This is a genomic window from Bacillus litorisediminis (genome assembly GCF_022808645.1).
GTDB lineage: Bacteria > Bacillota > Bacilli > Bacillales > JC228 > Bacillus_BF > Bacillus_BF litorisediminis.
This window is the reverse complement of sequence record NZ_JAKZKT010000024.1, coordinates 44,099-63,502: the sequence shown is the minus strand read 5'-3', so window position 1 is coordinate 63,502 and position 19,404 is coordinate 44,099. Positions and strand designations below refer to the sequence as shown.

General features: G+C 39.4%; 18 protein-coding genes and 1 tRNA gene. 2 read left to right on the top strand and 17 right to left on the bottom strand.

Features of this window, described 5'->3' with window-relative positions; translation table 11 throughout:
* Positions 1–666: 666 nt before the first annotated feature.
* Both MLE14_RS13400 and MLE14_RS13395 read right to left on the bottom strand, forming a co-directional pair.
* Positions 667–739, bottom strand: a tRNA-Val gene (locus MLE14_RS13400).
* Positions 740–829: 90 nt separating this feature from the next.
* Complete coding sequence (locus tag MLE14_RS13395) at positions 830–1,570, bottom strand: M15 family metallopeptidase (RefSeq protein ID WP_243298890.1); 741 nt, start codon at positions 1,568–1,570, stop codon at positions 830–832.
* A gap of 257 nt (positions 1,571–1,827) precedes the next feature.
* On the opposite strand from MLE14_RS13395, the gene MLE14_RS13390 reads away from it, so the two are divergent.
* Positions 1,828–3,309, top strand: coding sequence for an alanine/glycine:cation symporter family protein (locus tag MLE14_RS13390; RefSeq protein WP_243298889.1), 1,482 nt, complete (start codon positions 1,828–1,830; stop codon positions 3,307–3,309).
* An 89-nt stretch (positions 3,310–3,398) separates the two neighbouring features.
* On the opposite strand, the gene MLE14_RS13385 is transcribed toward MLE14_RS13390, so the two are convergent.
* The 3 genes from MLE14_RS13385 to MLE14_RS13375 all read right to left on the bottom strand — a co-directional run bounded on the left by MLE14_RS13385 (position 3,399) and on the right by MLE14_RS13375 (position 5,628).
* On the bottom strand, positions 3,399–4,583 hold the full coding sequence (locus MLE14_RS13385; RefSeq protein WP_243298888.1) for a chromate transporter: 1,185 nt from the start codon (positions 4,581–4,583) through the stop codon (positions 3,399–3,401).
* Positions 4,584–4,598: 15 nt separating this feature from the next.
* A complete protein-coding gene (locus MLE14_RS13380; protein ID WP_243298887.1) occupies positions 4,599–4,907 on the bottom strand; it encodes a PadR family transcriptional regulator in 309 nt (102 codons plus the stop codon).
* A gap of 178 nt (positions 4,908–5,085) precedes the next feature.
* Positions 5,086–5,628: a D-glycero-alpha-D-manno-heptose-1,7-bisphosphate 7-phosphatase gene (locus MLE14_RS13375; RefSeq protein ID WP_243298886.1), complete on the bottom strand. Its 543-nt coding sequence runs from the start codon at positions 5,626–5,628 to the stop codon at positions 5,086–5,088.
* A gap of 768 nt (positions 5,629–6,396) precedes the next feature.
* On the opposite strand from MLE14_RS13375, the gene MLE14_RS13370 reads away from it, so the two are divergent.
* Positions 6,397–6,603: an alpha/beta-type small acid-soluble spore protein gene (locus tag MLE14_RS13370; RefSeq protein ID WP_243298885.1), complete on the top strand. Its 207-nt coding sequence runs from the start codon at positions 6,397–6,399 to the stop codon at positions 6,601–6,603.
* A 114-nt stretch (positions 6,604–6,717) separates the two neighbouring features.
* On the opposite strand, the gene MLE14_RS13365 is transcribed toward MLE14_RS13370, so the two are convergent.
* From MLE14_RS13365 to MLE14_RS13310, 12 genes are all read right to left on the bottom strand, one after another.
* Complete coding sequence (locus tag MLE14_RS13365; RefSeq protein ID WP_243298884.1) at positions 6,718–7,626, bottom strand: DUF4349 domain-containing protein; 909 nt, start codon at positions 7,624–7,626, stop codon at positions 6,718–6,720.
* Positions 7,627–7,726: 100 nt separating this feature from the next.
* A complete protein-coding gene (locus MLE14_RS13360) occupies positions 7,727–8,413 on the bottom strand; it encodes a DUF421 domain-containing protein (protein ID WP_243298883.1) in 687 nt (228 codons plus the stop codon).
* A gap of 338 nt (positions 8,414–8,751) precedes the next feature.
* Positions 8,752–9,651 carry a BadF/BadG/BcrA/BcrD ATPase family protein gene (locus tag MLE14_RS13355; RefSeq protein ID WP_243298882.1) on the bottom strand — a complete coding sequence of 300 codons (900 nt, stop codon included), beginning with the start codon at positions 9,649–9,651 and terminating at the stop codon, positions 8,752–8,754.
* A 20-nt stretch (positions 9,652–9,671) separates the two neighbouring features.
* Positions 9,672–10,520 (bottom strand): MurR/RpiR family transcriptional regulator, encoded by an 849-nt coding sequence (locus tag MLE14_RS13350; RefSeq protein WP_243298881.1) that lies wholly within the window; start codon positions 10,518–10,520, stop codon positions 9,672–9,674.
* A gap of 113 nt (positions 10,521–10,633) precedes the next feature.
* A complete protein-coding gene (locus MLE14_RS13345; RefSeq protein WP_243298880.1) occupies positions 10,634–11,458 on the bottom strand; it encodes a carbohydrate ABC transporter permease in 825 nt (274 codons plus the stop codon).
* Positions 11,459–11,470: 12 nt separating this feature from the next.
* Positions 11,471–12,421, bottom strand: a complete 951-nt coding sequence (locus MLE14_RS13340; RefSeq protein WP_243298879.1) for a carbohydrate ABC transporter permease — start codon at positions 12,419–12,421, stop codon at positions 11,471–11,473.
* 18 nt (positions 12,422–12,439) lie between these two features.
* Positions 12,440–13,699: an ABC transporter substrate-binding protein gene (locus tag MLE14_RS13335; protein ID WP_243298894.1), complete on the bottom strand. Its 1,260-nt coding sequence runs from the start codon at positions 13,697–13,699 to the stop codon at positions 12,440–12,442.
* Positions 13,700–13,890: 191 nt separating this feature from the next.
* Positions 13,891–14,838, bottom strand: coding sequence for a GNAT family N-acetyltransferase (locus MLE14_RS13330; protein ID WP_243298878.1), 948 nt, complete (start codon positions 14,836–14,838; stop codon positions 13,891–13,893).
* A gap of 13 nt (positions 14,839–14,851) precedes the next feature.
* Positions 14,852–15,760, bottom strand: coding sequence for an N-acetylmuramic acid 6-phosphate etherase (gene murQ / locus MLE14_RS13325; RefSeq protein WP_243298877.1), 909 nt, complete (start codon positions 15,758–15,760; stop codon positions 14,852–14,854).
* Positions 15,761–15,771: 11 nt separating this feature from the next.
* Positions 15,772–16,920, bottom strand: coding sequence for an exo-beta-N-acetylmuramidase NamZ family protein (locus tag MLE14_RS13320; RefSeq protein WP_243298876.1), 1,149 nt, complete (start codon positions 16,918–16,920; stop codon positions 15,772–15,774).
* A 101-nt stretch (positions 16,921–17,021) separates the two neighbouring features.
* Positions 17,022–17,642 carry a YesL family protein gene (locus tag MLE14_RS13315; protein ID WP_243298875.1) on the bottom strand — a complete coding sequence of 207 codons (621 nt, stop codon included), beginning with the start codon at positions 17,640–17,642 and terminating at the stop codon, positions 17,022–17,024.
* Positions 17,643–17,774: 132 nt separating this feature from the next.
* The gene (locus MLE14_RS13310) at positions 17,775–19,370 is read right to left on the bottom strand and encodes an extracellular solute-binding protein (protein WP_243298874.1); all 1,596 of its coding nucleotides are present in this window, start codon (positions 19,368–19,370) and stop codon (positions 17,775–17,777) included.
* Between the last annotated feature and the right edge of the window lie 34 nt (positions 19,371–19,404).

Below are 19,404 nucleotides of genomic sequence, written 5' to 3'. Positions count from 1 at the left end.
TCGACACCAATTACAGTAGAGGGACTTGGGGTGGCTGGCAAGTCTTTTTTTATGCACCTAACAAAATAAGTGCAGGTCTCTGCATTTTTTCTTTGCAAAGCTCTGCACTTTTATTTTGCAATAAACAGTTAGCTTCATTTTTTAGACTTAAAATAGAATCCTATCAGTAAAGCTATAAAAATTGATGGAACACCACACACAACTAGTTGATATAAAACATCTCCAATATTCACATTAATTTCTATTTAAGTGGTACTATTATTATATAAAAAATCAACAACGATATTTGATTTTACTTTTTAATAGTTGGAATATCCAGAAGCAGTAGTTGTGTCTCTCCCTACTAGAAGCTTCTTGTCTATGTCTCCCAATTACTTCCAATTACAAGTGTAGCTGATAAACGGGCTTCAGCTTTTCCAAAGCTATCCTCATTTTGTTTAATATATCTGACTTGGTCATGCAAACATCAAAATCACAATGGACACTTATGGTCATGCATTACAAACTGCTGACCAAGAGGCAGCACGAAAAATTGATGATGTGTTTTCAAAGCGCAAATAGTAATAAATAATTTCGTCAACAATCCGTCAACAATTGATAAATTCAAGGAGTTTTTGAAGAAATAGAAAAACCTTAGAACCCTTATGGCTCTAAGGTTTTTTAGTATGATCCCGACTGGGCTCGAACCAGCGACCCCCACCCTGTCAAGGTGATGCTCTCCCAACTGAGCTACGGAATCATGTTGATAATGAAGACATGAGTTATTTTACCGTGTTACTCTCTTCATGTCAAGGATTTTAACATACATGTCTTCTTAAATTTGCCACTTTTAAACTTCTCCTAAAAACTCTTCGAAGGTAAGCTGATTTTTATAGATGTAGGTTGCTTTTTGAACCCCGACAAATCTCAAGTGCCATGGTTCGTATTGATACCCGGTTATATGTTCTTTCCCTTCTGGATAGCGGATAATAAAGCCGAAATGGTGAGCATTTTCTGCAACCCACTTTCCACTTGGTGTCTCTCCAAAATCTTGATACTCTTCGTAGTTAAACTCACTAGATGTGATGTCCATTGCCAAACCGGTTTGATGCTCACTATTCCCCGGCTTCGCAGCCCGGTATTCGGCTGCTTCTATTCCAAGTTGGTTTACAAATTCCTCATACAATCTTTTTTGGGTTTCGTACGAGCGATATCCAGATGTGGCGATTAGGGTAAAACCTTGTTCTTTTCCTTTTTCAAATAATTCTTCTAATGCAAGGGCCGCTTCTTTTCTTATGTATTTTTCTTCATCTGTTATATCTTCGGAAAATAATACTTTCGGAATGACAAGATCATTGGGCAGAAAATCATCCTCTAAAGTGTATTGCTTATTTACAAGTACCAAAATACTAGACGGATTTTCTGCGAATATATTTGTATCCTTGTCACTATCTGCACTTATAGGGATGGAGTTACCAATTGAATCAACGGAATGCAATGTCCAGCTGTTGTTAGAGATGTGATTAAATAAATAATAACTCCCTCCCGCAATAAACAAAAGTAATGCAATCTTTTTTATGAGGCGATTCATATAAATCCTCTTTTCCTTCCATCTTTCATATAGTAACGAAACGTATTTAGCAAATCCCTACAAATCAAGCAATAGCTCCATAGCTAGTTTCAGCTTTTCAAAAACGGAGAATCCTCTAATAGTACATCTGTACAGTATTACCAAAAAAAATGTAGTCCATAAATTAAGAATTTTTTGTATAATGGAATAGTACAAAAATAATGGGCTTATAACCTTATTTTTGAACATAACAAACAAGCAAATAAAGGAGGAAAACTATGGGAGAATTTTGGAATTGGCTGACGGTCACCGCACCTGCCTGGTTGAATGAAACCCTGTGGAGCACTCCAATGATTATCTTTTGTATTGGGGTCGGAATTTTATTTTCCTTTTTAACACGTTTTCTGCAGGTTCGCTTAGTCAAAGACATGCTGAGACAGTTATTTCGAGGAAAAAGCTCTGATGCCGGAATCTCTTCCTTCCAGGCTTTTGCCGTTGCATTATCCGGAAGGGTTGGAACTGGAAATATCGCAGGGGTAGCCACTGCGATTGGATTCGGGGGGCATGGAGCTGTTTTCTGGATGTGGGCTATTGCTTTTCTAGGAGCTGCAACAGCATATGTTGAATCGACATTAGCACAGATTTATAAAGTAAAACAAGATGGGGAGTACCGCGGAGGACCTGCCTACTACATTGAAAAAGGAATTGGGTGGAAGTGGTATGGAGTCATCTTTGCGATCGCAACAGTTGTTGCTCTCAGCTTCCTCATGCCTGGCGTTCAGGCAAACGCGATTGCATCAAGTATTGATACCGCATTTGGCATTGATACTTGGATTACAGGAATTGCTTTAATGCTTCTTTTAGCCCTCATCATTTTTGGAGGAGTTAAGCGCATAGCCAACGTAGCGCAAGTAGTTGTGCCGTTCATGGCCATCGGGTATATTCTTGTTTCCCTGATCATCATTCTTTTTAATATTTCCGAAGTACCAGCTGTATTTGCATTAATTTTTAGAAGTGCATTTGGTGCAGATGCTGCCTTTGGCGGGATTTTAGGTGCAGCAATCTCATGGGGGGTAAAACGTGGTATTTACTCTAACGAAGCCGGTCAAGGTACAGGGCCGCATGCTGCTGGGGCTGCTGAAGTGTCTCACCCTGCCAAGCAAGGACTTGTTCAAGCATTTTCTGTTTATGTGGATACTTGGCTCGTTTGTACAGCTACTGCATTTATGATTTTATTTACAGGTGCCTATAATGTAGAAGCTCCTGACGGCACGATGATTGTTGAAAATATCCCAGGGGTAGAAGAACCTGGTGCAGAATATACGCAAATTGCGATTGAAGAAGTTATTCCTGGTTTTGGGGCAGATTTTGTTGCAGTGTCATTATTTTTCTTCGCCTTTACAACAATTATGGCGTATTACTATATGGCCGAAACAAATATTGCCTATCTGATTCGCAGTAAAGTTAATAAATGGGCGATGTTCGCCTTAAAAATTGTCATGCTCGGCGCCGTTTACTTTGGTTCAGTAAAAACTGCCAGCAATGCCTGGGTATTTGGAGATATTGGTCTTGGAATCATGGTTTGGCTTAACTTAATTGCTATTCTAATCTTGGCGAAACCTGCCTTAAAAGCATTGAAAGACTACGAAATACAAAAGAAACAAGGGCTTGATCCTGTCTTTGATCCGGAAAAATTAGGGATTAAAAATGCAGATTATTGGGTTGAGAGAAACAAGAGCCAGGAAGAAAAAGTTTCATAAGTATGACAAAGCTGTTGTCCATTGTCGACAACAGCTTTTTTAGTACCATTATGTCTGATTTTTATTTCACCGATTCCCAAAACTAATGATTACAGCATTCCAATCAGCGTTCCGCCTACTGCACCGGTTAATACTACAATCCAAGGCGGCAGCTTAAAGTAGACCAACATACTAAAAAGGATTGCGGCTAAAGCGAAATCAATTGGTGTCTGAATAGAACTAGTCCAAATCGGATGATAGAAGGCTGAAATTAAAATTCCTACAACTGCTGCATTGACACCCAATAGAGCTCCCTTAATTTTTGGATTAGTCCTTAATGCGTTCCAAAAAGGCAATGTTCCCAATACCAATAAAAATGCTGGTAAAAAGATAGCAACTGTTGCTAATAAACCGCCAAACCAACCGCCGCTGACCGCTCCAATATATGATGCAAAAGTAAATAACGGACCTGGCACTGCCTGTGCGGCCCCATATCCAGCCAAGAATGCCTCTTCACTTAGCCATCCTGCCGGTACAAATTCTCTTTCCAATAAAGGCAATACAACATGACCGCCACCAAATACGAGAGATCCAGAGCGATAAAAACTGTCAAACATAGCAATCCAATCGATTGCTGTTAACTCTCTTGCAATCGGAAGGACCAATAATAGTCCAAAGAATAATACTAGACAGATGATCCCAAACCGCTTTGAGATCGGGAAGGCGAGTCCAGCCCCTTCATCCTTTTCATGATGTTTATAAATTAGATAACCAATGAATCCAGTAATGACAATAACACTTACTTGCGACCAAGCTGTCTGCCATAGCAAGGTAATAACCAAAGCCATTAATGCGAGTGTTTTCCTTTGAAGATCAGGCGTTAATTTTTGCGCCATTCCCAAAATGGCATGAGCAACAACTGCCACTGCTACAATTTTTAACCCCTGAATCCAGCCGGCATCGCCAATATTGTAGCCTTGGATGAAGAGAGCAAACACAATTAGAGCAAGCACAGATGGCAGTGTAAAGCCGATAAAAGCTAAAATACCGCCAAGGATGCCTCCTCTAAGAACTCCTACTCCAATTCCTACCTGACTGCTTGCAGGTCCAGGCAAGAACTGGCATAAAGCCACCAAATCGGCATATGTCCTTTCGTCCATCCATTTTCGTCTTCGGACATACTCCTCATGAAAATAACCAAGGTGTGCTACAGGTCCTCCAAATGAGGTTAAACCAAGTCTAGTTGCAACTATTAATATTTCAAGCAACGATTTTAAGTTTCCTTTTTGTCTCATGATTTCTCCTCTCCCTTATTCTTTTATTTCTTTAAATAGTTCGAAGGCTTTCATCCTGGCTTCTTTGAGTACCGCACTTCCCTTTTCTGTTGTTATATAGTATTTTCTGATTTTCCCCTCTACCTTTCGATCTTCTCTAACAAGAAGTCCATCCTTCTCCATCGAATGAAGGATAGGGTACAAAGTTCCGGAACTCATGTTGTATCCATGCTCTTTTAATTCTTGTAACATCCACAAACCAAAGATAGGGTGCTCCTCCGCATGGTGCAAAATGTGAATCTGAATAAACCCCAAAAAAAGTTTTCTAAGAATTTTATCTTCCAACTTTAAAATGCCTCCCACTATTATCGGAATCCAATATCGAAATTCGATAACAGTGACATCATAACAAACCCATACCCAGATATCAATCGGTTCGGATCGGTTTTTACACTTGTTTTACAATCTGTTAAAATATAACTTTAAACATGTAAAACGCCTAGACTTTTATTATCTAAGCGTTTTAGGTCTCCTTATTTGATTGATAATCCTTAATAATCCATTTAGACGCATGGAGCAAATCCGGGAAGGTCGCATCTGCATCTGTGGTTCCCTCTTCTCCAACGAGGATGGTTCTGCAGCCCGCTCTTCTGCCAGCCAGAATGTCAACATCCCGATCGCCTACCATATAGCTTTTCGATAGATCAATCCCGTGTTTGTCTGCAAGATTGAACAGCATACCCGGTTCAGGCTTCCTGCATTGACAGCCTTCATGGGGTTTATGCGGACAATAGGCAATATCGTCTATGGTCGCATCCGCCTTAGCTAACAGCTCCTCTAATCGTTCGTGGACCTGATGTAAGGTGGTTTCCTTCATAAACCCAAGTCCTACACCTCCCTGATTAGTCACAACAAATACTTTTAAGCCTGCTTGATTTAAAGCTAGGATTGCTTTCTCAACTCCTGGCAGCAAATATAATTGGGAAGGATGGTTAACAAACTTCACTCTTTTGGTTAATACTTCATTAATAACTCCATCACGATCTAAGAATACAGCTGGTTTCATAGTGACTCCTTTGTTGAGTTTCTTTTTGCATATATGTACCACACTCTAAAGTGATTTATGATATCCTATTCTTAAAAGCTAACTTAGACAATGGGGGTGTGGAAATGTGAAAGACTTTCATTGCTGTGCAACCTGTACTCACTTTGAGGCAATTAAAGCTCGCGAAAAAATGATTTATAGATGCAAAAGATTAGGATACGAAACAAAGACCCATTATAAGTTTAATTGCTGGTCACCTAAGGAACATATAAAAAAACTGATGGAAAAATGACCCTTACAGGAAAAGTAAGATGAATACATCTGCATTCAGATATTTAGAATATCACCAATCACTTTAAATAATCCTCTTGCCAGATTGAATAAAAGCCTAAATGGCCATATCAGGAATTCTGGGATGCAAAATAGAACATCCGCCATCACATCCTACATCGTGTACCTCTTTCTTTCCTTCTTTTGAACTTCTCTGTTGGTCTTCCACAATTTTTCCCCTTCTGCCCTTATTCTTAATACATTATACTACGGAAAACGCACTTCAATTGTTTCGTTATTTTATTTCCATAAGATATCGATATTTTTGACATTTCTATCGCCATTGTTATTGATTTTACCGAGCAAAATATCTCGAGTATCATCATAAACAATTACGTTACATCCTTACTATTCCATCTTTCATGCAGGTTATGACCCTCCTTTTCTTCAAAAAAAAATTAGGACTTTCTACATATTTTTTTAATATCAGTACAACATATCAATAAGGAGGTGATCAACATGGCAGGGCAACGTAGCAATAACAACAACAATCTATTAGTACCTGGTGTACAAGCTGCGCTTGATCAAATGAAATTCGAAATCGCCCAAGAATTTGGTGTTCAGCTTGGTCCAGATACTACCTCACGTGCTAACGGTTCTGTGGGTGGTGAGATCACAAAAAGACTAGTTCAGATGGCTGAACAGCAGTTAGGCGGAACTCGTTAATCTTCTTTAGTAGAAACAGTTTAAAAGAATGGCTAAGGGCTTTCGATTTCCGAAAGCCCCCTTACATATGAATTAATGGAATAATCCAAGAAGAAGAATATCTTCTTGGTTTTTTTATGCCTCATGTGAATTTGAATTATTTTTCTTTCTTATAATCAGCCAAATAACAATACATGGGATCGCAATTAAAATCAGCAATGGTGAATAACCAATTAAAAAGACTAAAACTCCTGAAAAAAAGCTTACAATCAAATTGATAGAATTCATAAATGCTTGTTTCATTTTGCTTCCCGTTTGGAGTTCTTCTCCTTTTGTAATTTCTGGCACATGAACAGAAGCATCTTCTATATTTAGGCTCACTTGAGCAAACTCTGTACGATTTTCTAAATATTGCTTTCTCCCTTCAATTTGTTCGATTTCCGCTTGGACCTGCCCCAAATCTTCTGAAATTTTTAGTAAGTCCTCTGTTGTTTCAGCCTGATTTAATAAATCCAATAGTCTAGACTCAACTGCCTGTTTTGCTCGGAGGCGCGATTCTAAATCGACATATTCTTCTGTCACATCTTGTCCTTCAATCGACTTTTGGATTACCTTTTCACTAATCGTACCGATTTCATCCATAAAAGTATGCAACTGCTCACTCGGAATACGAACACTTAAGGATCCGTATATTTTTTCATCCTGTTCATAGGTTGAGGATTGGACAATATACCCTTTCATTTGAGTCGTTTTATCTTCAATTAAAGAAATGGCCTCTTCAACATCAGCTACAGCCATGGTTAACGCGGCGTTATACATTACCATCCGTTCTGTTGTCTCACCTGCTGCAGTATCGCCATTTGAATTGTTTTGGTTCTCTGCACTTTGGTCTTCTCCTTGAGCAACCCTCTCACCGTCAGATACCGCAGCACTTTCCTCTGTACCTGCTTCCATGCTGGCACTATCAGCTGATTCACTTTGGTTAGAACTGCATCCAAATAGCAATGCAATCATCAAAAGTATAAATCCCGTTAATCTTTTCACAAATTGTCCCCCTATTGTTTAATCTCTTTTAAAGATAGACGGAATTTTACAGGAATTGTTACTAAATTGCCCACAAATATAACCCGCCATCCGGAAGTATTCATTCATCCTTCCGATCAATATAAACCTTTCCTAATTCATCCACCTGCGCAATCGATACCTGGGATACATCCACCATTCCATTTGCCTTTAAGACAGATAACAGCCAGGCTTCGTCCTTACCTGCCTGTTCTAAATTCTCATGAATCACTTTCCCATCTTTAATCACTGTTTTTGTAATACCTCTTGGAAGGGAATAAAGATGGGTTTGCGATTCGATTTTAGTCACAGGCTGGTTTTGAACCTTTTTCAATACGGATAAAGTTCCATCTGTTTCAAAAATAGCTAACTCCACTTCATCTAAATAAAAAGCGTTTTTCTTTCTCAAAAGAAACAGAAGTTCATTCATCGTTAGTCTGGCACGAATCATTTCCTTTTCCCGAATCTTGCCGTTTTGAATAATAATCGAAGGTTCTCCGTTCGCAATCTTTTGAAAGCGCAGCCATTTCATAGAACTAATATCAAGGACGAGTGATAATAAAGCAAAGAATATAAGTGAAGCAAGCCCCACATAAATAGGGATGTTGTTAGTAAACAGAAAAGACGCTGAAATAGATCCAAGAGTTACACCTGCGACGAAATCAAAGAAAGTCATTTGGGAAATTAGCTTTTTCCCTAATATCCTGCACAAGCCATATAAGATAATGAACGTAATCAAAGTTTTAAGCAGCATATCCAGTAAAGTCATTTTCCACCCTCCAAAACACAATTAAGTAAGTCTCCATTTTTATTGCCTTTCATTTAAATATAATTTATTAGATTATTGCTGTTGTGAGATTGGTAAAGATTCCTTATTGTTAAAGTATAACCTTCAGATTGGAGTGAACGGAATATCCGATACTGTTCTAGGGATCTAGTTCCTATTTTGCCCGAATAGCGAATCCATTGTCCTTTAAAATGGAAAATTACTTGTTTTTGTACAGAAAACGGATTCACTGTCCTATTTGGGGAGACTTCCTGGTTCAAGGAACCTGTCCCCTATCCCCATCAATAGAAAAAAGTCGACTCTTTTTGAGGCGACCTCCCTTAATGAACGTTTATTTCTGCATATAAAACTGCTCTGCAAACATCCTGATTCTCTCTAATGATACTACTCATTGAAAAATCCCGCTCAATCACTTGTTTGAATGATTCAAATACGATATCATTTTTCATCAGCAAACTGCCGGAAACAGCGATCTTCGGACTCTGAATCGGTTTGGGTGCAGCAGATAAGGATCGATTCACTAATAAAGCTAATTCAACGCCTGCTCTTCGCAAAATGGATATGGCCGCCTCTGAATTTCTCATCGCTTCTTCACTAATGAGTTCTGAAAGTCCTGCGATTTCTTGTCTGGAAGAGGTATATACAAAATTTTTAATATCGGAAACAGAATTTCCTTGAATCCTTTGCAGCAAGGCATGCGTTAATCCATCATTACTTTGCTTCATTTCAAGTTGGTGCAGAACGTATTGGATCGCTTTAATGCTAACCCAATAACCGCTGCCTTCATCCCCCAGCAAATATCCCCAGCCGCCTGTACGCCACTCCATCCCCTTGCTTCGTCCTAACGCTATCGAGCCTGTCCCGGAAATAACCAGGATTCCATCTTGTCCTTTAAGAAGGGCTGTATGAGCGAGCCGGGCATCATCGATGACACGAACATTCTGACACCATCTTGATTGAAACTCCTGTTCAGCCCTTCTGCATACTTCCTCAGAAATTGCCCCCGCAGCACCAATTAATAACTTTTTGGGCAGCTCATTTTCCATATGATGTACACAAGCTTCGATAGCCCGCGAAATTTGTTTAACACTTTCTTCAAACTGAAATAAAAAGTTTACCCTGCCGGTTTCAGCGGTATATACGGCTTTTGCCGATTCCAAATCAAAACAGGTTGCCTTTGTTTTCGTTCCGCCACCGTCAATCCCAATCACATATGTCATATGCCACCACTTTTTCGAAATTAATTTTTTCTAGTTTTAATATTTTCTCGTAAAAATCCGACTGCTTCCCTTGTTTCATCTAAATATGTAACTGTTTTTTCATAGGCTTGGGAAGCGACACACATAAAGAGAATATCAATCACATGTAATTGTGCAATCCTCGATGAAGTTGCCGCGCTTCGGAAGGTAGGCTCCAAGGTTGTCGAGGTATATAAGCGAATATCGGCCTGCTCTGAGACAACCGAAGCTCCATATTTCGTTAAACTAATAGTATTTACACCCTTTCGATTGGCGAGTTCTAAAATTTTAGCTACCTCAAAGGTTTGTCCAGAAAATGAGATTCCCACAATCACATCATCCTCATGGGCATTTGCGATTAATGTGGCAACCAGATGCATATCCGTAAAAGCGGTTGCAAATTTATTGATCCGCAAGAACTTTTGCTGCGCATCCTGTGCAATAATATGAGAGGCTCCCAATCCAAAAAAGTGTATCGTTCTTGCTTTTTTTAGAATCTCAACAGCTTTGGTCAATTCATCAATACTTAATAGTTCTGCCGTTTCCCCGATTGTTTGGATACTGTTATTGGTCATTTTTTCTATAATAGAAATCGGGGATTCGTTCGGTTCTATATCACGAACACCCTCTGTTTTCTTTTTCTGTAAATCCCCGGCGATCCGAAGCTTTAAATCCTGCAATCCTTTCAAATCCAGGGATTTACAGAGCCGAATAACAGCTGCACTGCTCGTAGCACTTCTCTTTCCTAATTCACTAGCGGTCAATGATAAAGCTTCTTGCGGATGCTCTAAAATATAGGAAGCAATTTTTTTCTCTGAAGGAGGCAGCTGTGGCAGCATTTCGTTTAGCATAACAAGGCCTCCGGTCATATTAGACATGGACATTCTCTCTCTTTCTCTTTCATTTCTATATTTTTTCTTTCCCGCATTAAATGTAATGGAGGAAAGGAAATTGTTCAACTATTTTATTTAATTGCCCCAGCTGTTAAACCTTCCATAAATTGTCTAGAAGCAATAAAGAATAAAATCAGCATGGGTAAAGAAGAAAGCGTTAAGCCAGCAAACAAAGCCCCCCAATTAGCCGAGTGTTCGCCAAACAAGGAAAGCATTCCAACCGGTATCGTCTTTTTTGCTTCTTCCGTAATAAAAATGAGAGGAAAGAAAAAGTCATTCCAGGATTGAATAAATGTAATAATCATCACGGTTCCTAACGCAGGCCGCATTAGCGGGAAAACCACATTCCACAATATTCTTATATCACTTGCGCCATCAATCCTGGCTGCTTCTTCTAACTCTTTAGGCATTGTTTTAAAAAATCCGGTTAAAATCAGGATAGAAAGAGGAAGCCCCGTAGCGGTGTACATAAAAATGAGCGACCAGAGCGAATTTGTTAAATGCAAGTCATTCATTAATATAAACAAAGGTACAATCCCGAGTTTAATCGGAATCATCATCCCCATTAAAAACAAGAGAAATAAGAGATTATTCCATTTATACCGATAGCGTGCAATATAAAAGGAAGCCAAAGATGCAGTTACAAGGACAAGAATCACAGCTCCTACACTAACAATTACACTATTGAAAAAATAGGACATAAATGGAATTTGGTCCAGTAATGTCCGATATGTTTCTAGACTTAAGGATTCTGGCCAGGATAGAGGATTCTCGAAAATTTCCGCGTTTGTTTTAAAAGAAGACATTACCATTAAAATGATTGGATAAAGACTAATCGAGGCAACCATAAAGGCAATCACATAATAGATAGGCTTTGTCCAAACCGTATGTTTCATCCCTTGCCCCCCTTATACATCTACTTCTTTCTTCTGCATGAACTTTAAATAAATGACTGTAATCACCACAATAAACAAAAACAAAACTGTCGCCAATGCAGATCCCAAGCCAATTGCAGTTGAACCTCCAGTAGAGCTGCTGAAGGCTAGTCTGTAAAAATAAACAGCTAATGTATCTGTTGAGTAATAAGGTTCTCCCATTGAACCTTGCATTGCATAGACGAGCTCAAACGCTTCAAAGGATTGGATAAAGGTTAAGACCGTCATAATCATAATAGAGGGCATCATCAAAGGAATCGTAATAAACCTCAGCGTTTTTAAGCCTTTCGCACCATCGAGCTTGGCTGCCTCAACCAATTCATTCGGAATCGACTGAAACCCCGCGAGAAAAATTAATACCCCAAAGCCTAAACCAAACCAGCAGTTAACTAAAATAATCGCGATTAAAGCTGTATCAGGATCACCGAGCCAAGCCTTTTGCAAGGATTCTAGTCCAAACTTGCCCAATAAGACATTTAAAGCACCAAAGTTCGGATTTAAAATAAGCTTCCATAGAAACCCCACGACAATAACCGATAATAATCTAGGCAAAAAATAAGCGATCTTGAAAAATTCTGCTCCGCGAATCTTCCTATAAATAATAAAGGCTAACAAAAAAGCTAACCCATTTTGAACAATCATTTGTAAAACAAAATAAAGAAAATTATGCCCAAATGCATTCCAAAACATCCCGCTAAATGGCTCTAACGTAAACAAATCAATAAAATTTTTAAAACCGACAAATGCCCCTCGTATAGTCCCATTCCAATCAAAAAAACTATAGGTAAGCGCTGCTAACAAGGGATACACAATGAACAGACCATAAACAAACAGAGCCGGAAGAGGGAAAAGATGGATGCTCCACCTTTTCCACTTCTTTGGCCAAATCGATTTCACCTTTTGCGTGTTTGTTTCTATTTGCATAAAACCGCCACCTTACGTCTATTGAAAAGGCTCAAACCATGTTTCCGCATTTTTTTGAACCGCTTCTGCTACCTCTTGCGGAGTTTTATCCCCTAAGTACATGCCCTGGAGTTCTGTTTCTAAAGTTACTTTTGTAGATGGATTACCGCCGGCAAAGTGTACAAGTATTAAGTAAGGCATCGACATATTTTCAACTGCCTGGCTTAATCCATTTACAAGCTCATCATTTGATTCAATTCCAGGAATCGCGCTGATCATCTTGAATTCTTCCGTAAATAGGGTGCCAAATTCTTCGGTTGTCAAAAACTCAAGGAATGTCTTCGCCTCTTCAACATGTTCCGAGTTGGCATTGATCGCAAAAGATCCATCGACCCATGATGTAACGGTTGGTTCATTGCCAATTGCAGATGGCATTGGGAAGAAGCCAAAATCAAGATCTGGATTCATACTTCTTAATACTTCAATTTCCCAGCTTCCTAACGGGAACATCGCTGCCTTTTCTGTAAAGAATAATGTCCGAATATCCTCCATACCAAGTCCCTCATAATTTTCAGGGAAGTACTTCTTCAGCTGATCCATGGCTTCGAGTGAAGCGACAAATTCTTCACTTGTAAAATCCTTTTCCCCGGATGTTAAGCTTTTGATAAAAGCCTCATCATAAAAAGCGGGCCCAATTATTCCGTGAGCTAAAGAAAGCAGCCATCCCTCTTTTGTACCTAATGCAATTGGAGTAATGCCTTCACTTAAAAGGGTTTCATTAAGTTCGATAAACTCATCCCAGGTTTTCGGTTCTTCTAATCCTAAGTCTGAAAAGATTTTTTTATTGTAAAACATTTGCGTCGTGCTAATATTTAACGGCACTCCGTATTGCTTTCCATCTGAACCGCGGGAAGCCTGTAAGGCAGCTTCAGGATACTTGTCTAATCCTTCCACATCATCCAGCGGCACTAAATACCCTGCATCTGCTAATTGAATCCCTGGTGCATAAGGTCTTAAATGAAAAATATCCGGTCCTTCCCCGCCTTGTAAAGCTGTGTTTAAAATCGTGTTATATTCTGTATTCTTTGATGGACTAAACTTAATCTCAATATTCGGATATTTTTCGTTAAACTTATCAATCACCTTCTGATACAAAGCCGTGTCCTCTGTCCGCCAGCTTCCCATTGTCAATGTTACTTTTTCACTGTCACCGTCTCCATCGGTTCCTTCTGAAGAACAGGCTGATAATAGTAAAATCAATAGGATTGCACATACCCCTTTGACCCAAAATTTCCCCATCCAACTCACTGTCTCACAACCTCCTAAAAAGTTTTTTTACTATATTTCGTTTCACTTCTAAAATTATATTTTAGGAGGGGAGAGCTTATTCATAAAGAAAACGCGGCTACCTCTTTAGACCATCTAAAGCGTGAAAGAAAACGTACATGGAGTTCTCCATGTACGAGGTAATTCGGAAATATATTTAGCCTTTACATAGTCTTTTTCATAACGTGGAACCTTCTTGTAATATGAAAATCCGTTTTTAAGTAAAGCTGGCCGGCAGCACTTTTCTCACCTGTCCATAAGAACCATGCTCCGTGAAGACCTTCCGCCCGCATATGCTTTAAACACTCATTTAATAATATTTTTCCTAATCCTTTTCCTTGCTGATCGGGGTCGACGCCAAACGGGCCAAACCTGTCCGGTACTCCCTCATAACCGCCGTAGATACAGAACCCAACTACTTTTTCCTGATCCCGAGCCACTAAAATTCTTTCTAAAGGCAATCCTTGCAGAACACCTTCCCGAATCGCCCGGCCCCAGTCGGGGTTAAATTTTTCATTAGCAAATGTAATCACTTCATATAAATCTTTGTCCTCAGCAAGAGAGAATGTGTACCCTTCTTTTATTCTCTGGTTCTTCAACTCTAGTACGGATTCAGGAATTTGGAACCCTACAATATTGCGGTCCATCGCAACAGGAGAATAAAGTTTTTGGAAGCCCATCTTTTGTAAAAACTGGTAGGCTTCAGGATAGGTTTCTTCGTCAATCCCTGGAAGAATATAATTTGGAGCGTAAGAAGCAAAAAATACAGAGCTTCTTCCCTCCTCTTTTAAAAATTCTAGGGCATCATTGATTAACTGTCTGCCAACACCAGACTGTCTTTTGCTTTTATCAACAAAGAAAAATGGAATCCAGCCATTTTCCGGCTCCAAATCAGTCCTGTACATTGGCAGCAATCTTCGAACAGCGTATACACAGCCTACTAGCCTCTCATTTTCAAAGGCGAGACGGAGTCCTTTTGGATCAAAGTTAGCATCCAGCAAAACCAAATTTCTGAATCTTTTTGGAGTAATAGGGTCCTTTACTAAGCATTCATTCCATAGGTTTACGATTTGTTTTTCATCACCTGACTGATAATATCTGTATGTAGTCAATGGTTCCAGCTCCTTAAATAGATTCATTAATATGGATGGCCTCTCTTACAAAACCATTCGATTGTTTAATCAGTTCCTTTGCTTTTTCATAATTGACACCCGTTTTGATCATGACAATGGCAGGCTTTACCTCATAATTAGATTGGGTGAGGATTTTCTCTGCTTCTTGGATTGATACCCCCGTTATTGTACTAACAATATTATTGGCGCGCTGTGCAAGCTTTTTATTGCTAACATGAAGATCCACCATCAGGTTTTCATAGACTTTGCCAATCTTAATCATGGATGTTGTCGAAATCATATTCAAAATCATTTTATGGGCGGTTGCTGCTTTCATTCTGGTAGAGCCAGTTACGACTTCTGGACCCGTGACAACCTCGATTTTTATATCGGCAAACTGGCTGATAATAGAATTCTCATTACTTGTTAAACTGACGGCCTTTGCCCCTATCTCCCTCGCATATTTTAATGCTCCAGCCACATAAGGTGTACGGCCGCTCGCTGCAATTCCTATCACGACATCTAATTCTGTTAGTCCTCTTGCTTCTAAATCCTTAGCTCCTTGTTCCTCTTGATCCTCGGCTCCCTCTGCCGCTTTTTCCATTGCCTGGGTTCCGCCTGCCATCACAGCTTGAACCATTTCTGGAGGGGTACTGTAGGTTGGCGGGCATTCAACCGCATCTAAAATCCCGATTCTTCCGCTCGTTCCAGCTCCAACATAAAATAATTTCCCGCCTTTTTGAAAGGACTGTACAACAGCCTCAACGGTCTTTTCTATTTGCGGCAATACCTGGTTCACTGCTAACGCAACCTTTTGATCTTCTTCATTGATGACTCTTAAAATATCAATAGTAGGCATACTATCAATGTTCATGGTTTTGCGATTTCTTAATTCAGTTGTCAATATTGAAATATTATCCATTTTCTACCATCCTATTTATATAATAAATAACTAGCTTTTTGTTTCTGAAATTGCTCAAGCTGCTCCTGACAGCTTAAAAGGAATTCACTAGATTTACAATCTAAAACGATACTCCGCAATTTCTTTGTACCCGCCAGTAAGTCAAAAAAATAGTTTCCATTGCTATGCTGTAAAAATTCAAAATCATTCGGATACATGTCTGCAATGGTTTCAATCAGGATAAGGCCAGCCTGTAGGGAGTGCAGCTCATGCCGGTTAACAACATGTAGCTGGATCCCCTCACAAACTTGATCCTTATGTTTTTGATATGTTGGTTTAAAGGTAACAGGCCTTGCTAATACTCCAGGAAGTGTTTTCTCATTCAAAACCTTAGCAAGCCGGTATCCATCAATATAAGGGGCTCCAATATATTCGAATGGTCTCGTCGTTCCTCTTCCCTCAGAGAGGTTTGTACCTTCAACGAGACACGTCCCCGGATAAAGAATGCTCATATCCAATCCTGTCGTATTTGGTGAAGGGGAAACCCAAAAGAGACCGGTTTCATCATAGTACATGCTGCGCTCCCAGCCCTCCATCTGAACGACGGTTAAATCACAATTGATGCCAATCTCATGTTTGTAAAATAATGCGATTTCACCAACTGTCATACCGTGGCGATTGGGGATCGGATAAAGCCCGACAAAGGATCGCACATCCTCCTCTACCAGATTTCCTTCCATTGCAACACCCGAAATCGGGTTCGGCCGGTCTAATACTACAAATTGTTTGCCATACTCCGCACAAGCCTCCATTACATAAGCCATTGTATAAATAAAAGTGTAATATCGGGATCCAATATCTTGTAAGTCAAATACGATTACATCGACTGGGTCCAGCATTTCTTTGCTGGGCTTTTTGGCAGCTCCATACAAGCTGTAAACAGGGATTCCAGTATAAGGGTCAATCGAAGATTCCACCTGTTCACCTTCCTTTGCATCTCCGCGAATGCCATGTTCAGGTCCATATAAAGCAGCCAAATGAATATCAGGGTGCTCATGAAATAAATCAATAGAAGGAATGAGCTTTTCATTGACCCCAGTCATGTTGGTGACAAGTCCAATCCTTTTTCCTTTAAATTGGCTATATTGCTTTTCTAAAAATAAATCTAATCCAATCCGCATACATCCACCTCCTACACTTCTTCATTTATATCAATTATTGAGTAAACTAGCACTTCTCTTTTATTTCTATTTGGTTAAATATGTATTTTATATCCGTTGTTTCAGGACTCTGCAGCATTTTTTTGGGGAAAGGATTTCATTGATATCCACATCAGGACAACACTCATTAGTCCTCCGCCTGCAAAAAGAATTAGAGCGGGCATTATTTTTAAAATAAAGAGCACCAAAATACACCCAATCATCATCAAAATACTGAGCAACGGGCGGCCAACGGCCATAACCAATGAGTATTTAATATAATCAAATGTTTTATATTTGAAATGTACAAAAACAGGAAAAATAAATAGCAGTAAAACAAAATAGATAAAAAGAAATGCAATGAATAAAAACGAGATTGCTTGAAATAAGAAAAGATCAGATGTTTGGAAAAATCGTAAATCCACATATAGAACGATTCCGAGTATAGAAAGAACGTACCCGAGAATATTAATCTGAATAAACTCAGATTTGTAGGCATCCCAAAAGGTTCGAAAAACTGGGATATCTTTCTCGCCAAGCATCCATTTCCTTGTGACAGCGAACATGGCTGCAGTGGCAGGGAAAATCCCGAAAACTCCTAAACCGGTTATTGTAAAAGCTATCCAAAGTAAATTAATATACATCACTTTCATAATCGCTTCAGATATATGATAAAACTTCCAAACTAAGCCTTCTAATCCCATTTATCGTTCGCCTCTTAGAATGTGATTTTTCTTATAGGAAGAACAGCCCGGGGTTAAAATCCGGGCAGATTCCTAATTCACGCAGTCATTATAACAAACTATCTGAATAGTAGAAAACATTGCCATTCAATTCTATTTTGCATCCGCCCAACGGTCATAAGCGGCTTGGTTAATCTCAGCTAATCTGTCAGCACCTAAACTTTTTAAAGTTTCTACATATTGATCCCATTCAGCATCTATTTCGACTTCTCCTGACACAAATTTGGCTTCCATTTGCTCCAGGTAAGAATCAATATCTGGTTTTAAAGTATTTACTTCTTCCTGTTCCTCAAGAGTCAAATATACCTGAGGGAAAGGTACTTCAGCATATGGAAGGTACTCTTCCTCAACCCAGCCAGCAATTGTGTGAATCGTTGGATTGTCTTCTTTTAAGAAGAATTCCTTATCAATAACCATTGGGACAGCCGTACCTGCACCAGGCGCATCTTGGGCATTTGCCTGGGTTGTGTTCATCCCTTCTGGAGCAAGCAGTCTCCAATATGAACCTTCTCCATCCGTCCATTCCCAGTTCTCTCCTTCTACCCCTAATCGAGCAAGAATCGAGCCTTCTTGTGAATACATATAATCTAACCAACGCATTGTTGCTTCAGGATGTTCATTTTCACTGGTTATAGCAGCTCTCCCTCTTTTAATCTCTGAAAATTGTGTGACTACCGGTTCTGGGCTAAATTCACTTGTTAAAGCTGGAAGTAATGGATATTTCGCAGCTTCAGTCACATCAGTGAAGCCGATCATTACGATTGGCCAAGTTGGGAATACACCAGCTTGATTTGCCGCACCTTTCGCGACATATTGTTCCCATGTGTGAGAAAAGATTTGCTGATCAAGCAGTCCATCTTTGTACAAACGGTTTAGATACTTAAGATATTCTTTGTATCCTTCTTGGATAAAGGCATATTTAACTTCGCCATTATCTTCCATAATCCCGTCAGATTGATTGATACCAAAAGCAGGCAGAAGAGAGTAACGCAGCTCCGCCACACTAGAAGCAGTTAAAGGAATTTCATCTGCTTCACCGTTTTGGTTGGCGTCCCCTTTTTTGAATGCTTTTAATAAATCATAGAATTCCTCTGTGGTCTTTGGTCTTTCTAATCCTAAGTTATTTAACCAATAGCTGTTCATCCACATCAGCGGCGTCATCGAGTGGCTTAAATTATCAATACCTGGAAGTGTATAGATATGCCCGTCTGGTGCAGTAATAGAAGCTTTTAGGTCAGGATATTTTTGCATGAGGGAATTAAGGTTCGGAGCATAGTCTTCAATAAGCCCCTCCAATGGAATCAAAAGTCCTTGAGAACCATAATCTACCTCCTCAGCTGCTGTAAACATACCTCCAAAGAATACATCCGGGAGTTCCATACTGGTAAAAGCTAGTTGTTTTTGTTGCTTAAATTGGTCTGTTGTAGCAGTTCTAAATTCAAAATTGATATTAGTCATCTCATTCATCTCTTTGAAGAAGCCCATTGCTCCCCACTCTGGCTGAAGCGGTGAACTTTGCCCCATCATTTCTAATGTGATCGGTTCGTCTACTATTGGATAGCCTGTCTCATTAAAATTTTCATCTTTCTCCTGCGCCTCTTCTTTTTCTTCTGCTTTACAAGCTGATAGAATCATTGCTGCGACTAATAGCAGAATTAAAATTAAGAATAAAGAACGATTTTTCTTCACCTTTATTTCTCCCCTTAATAAAAATTTGTCAATG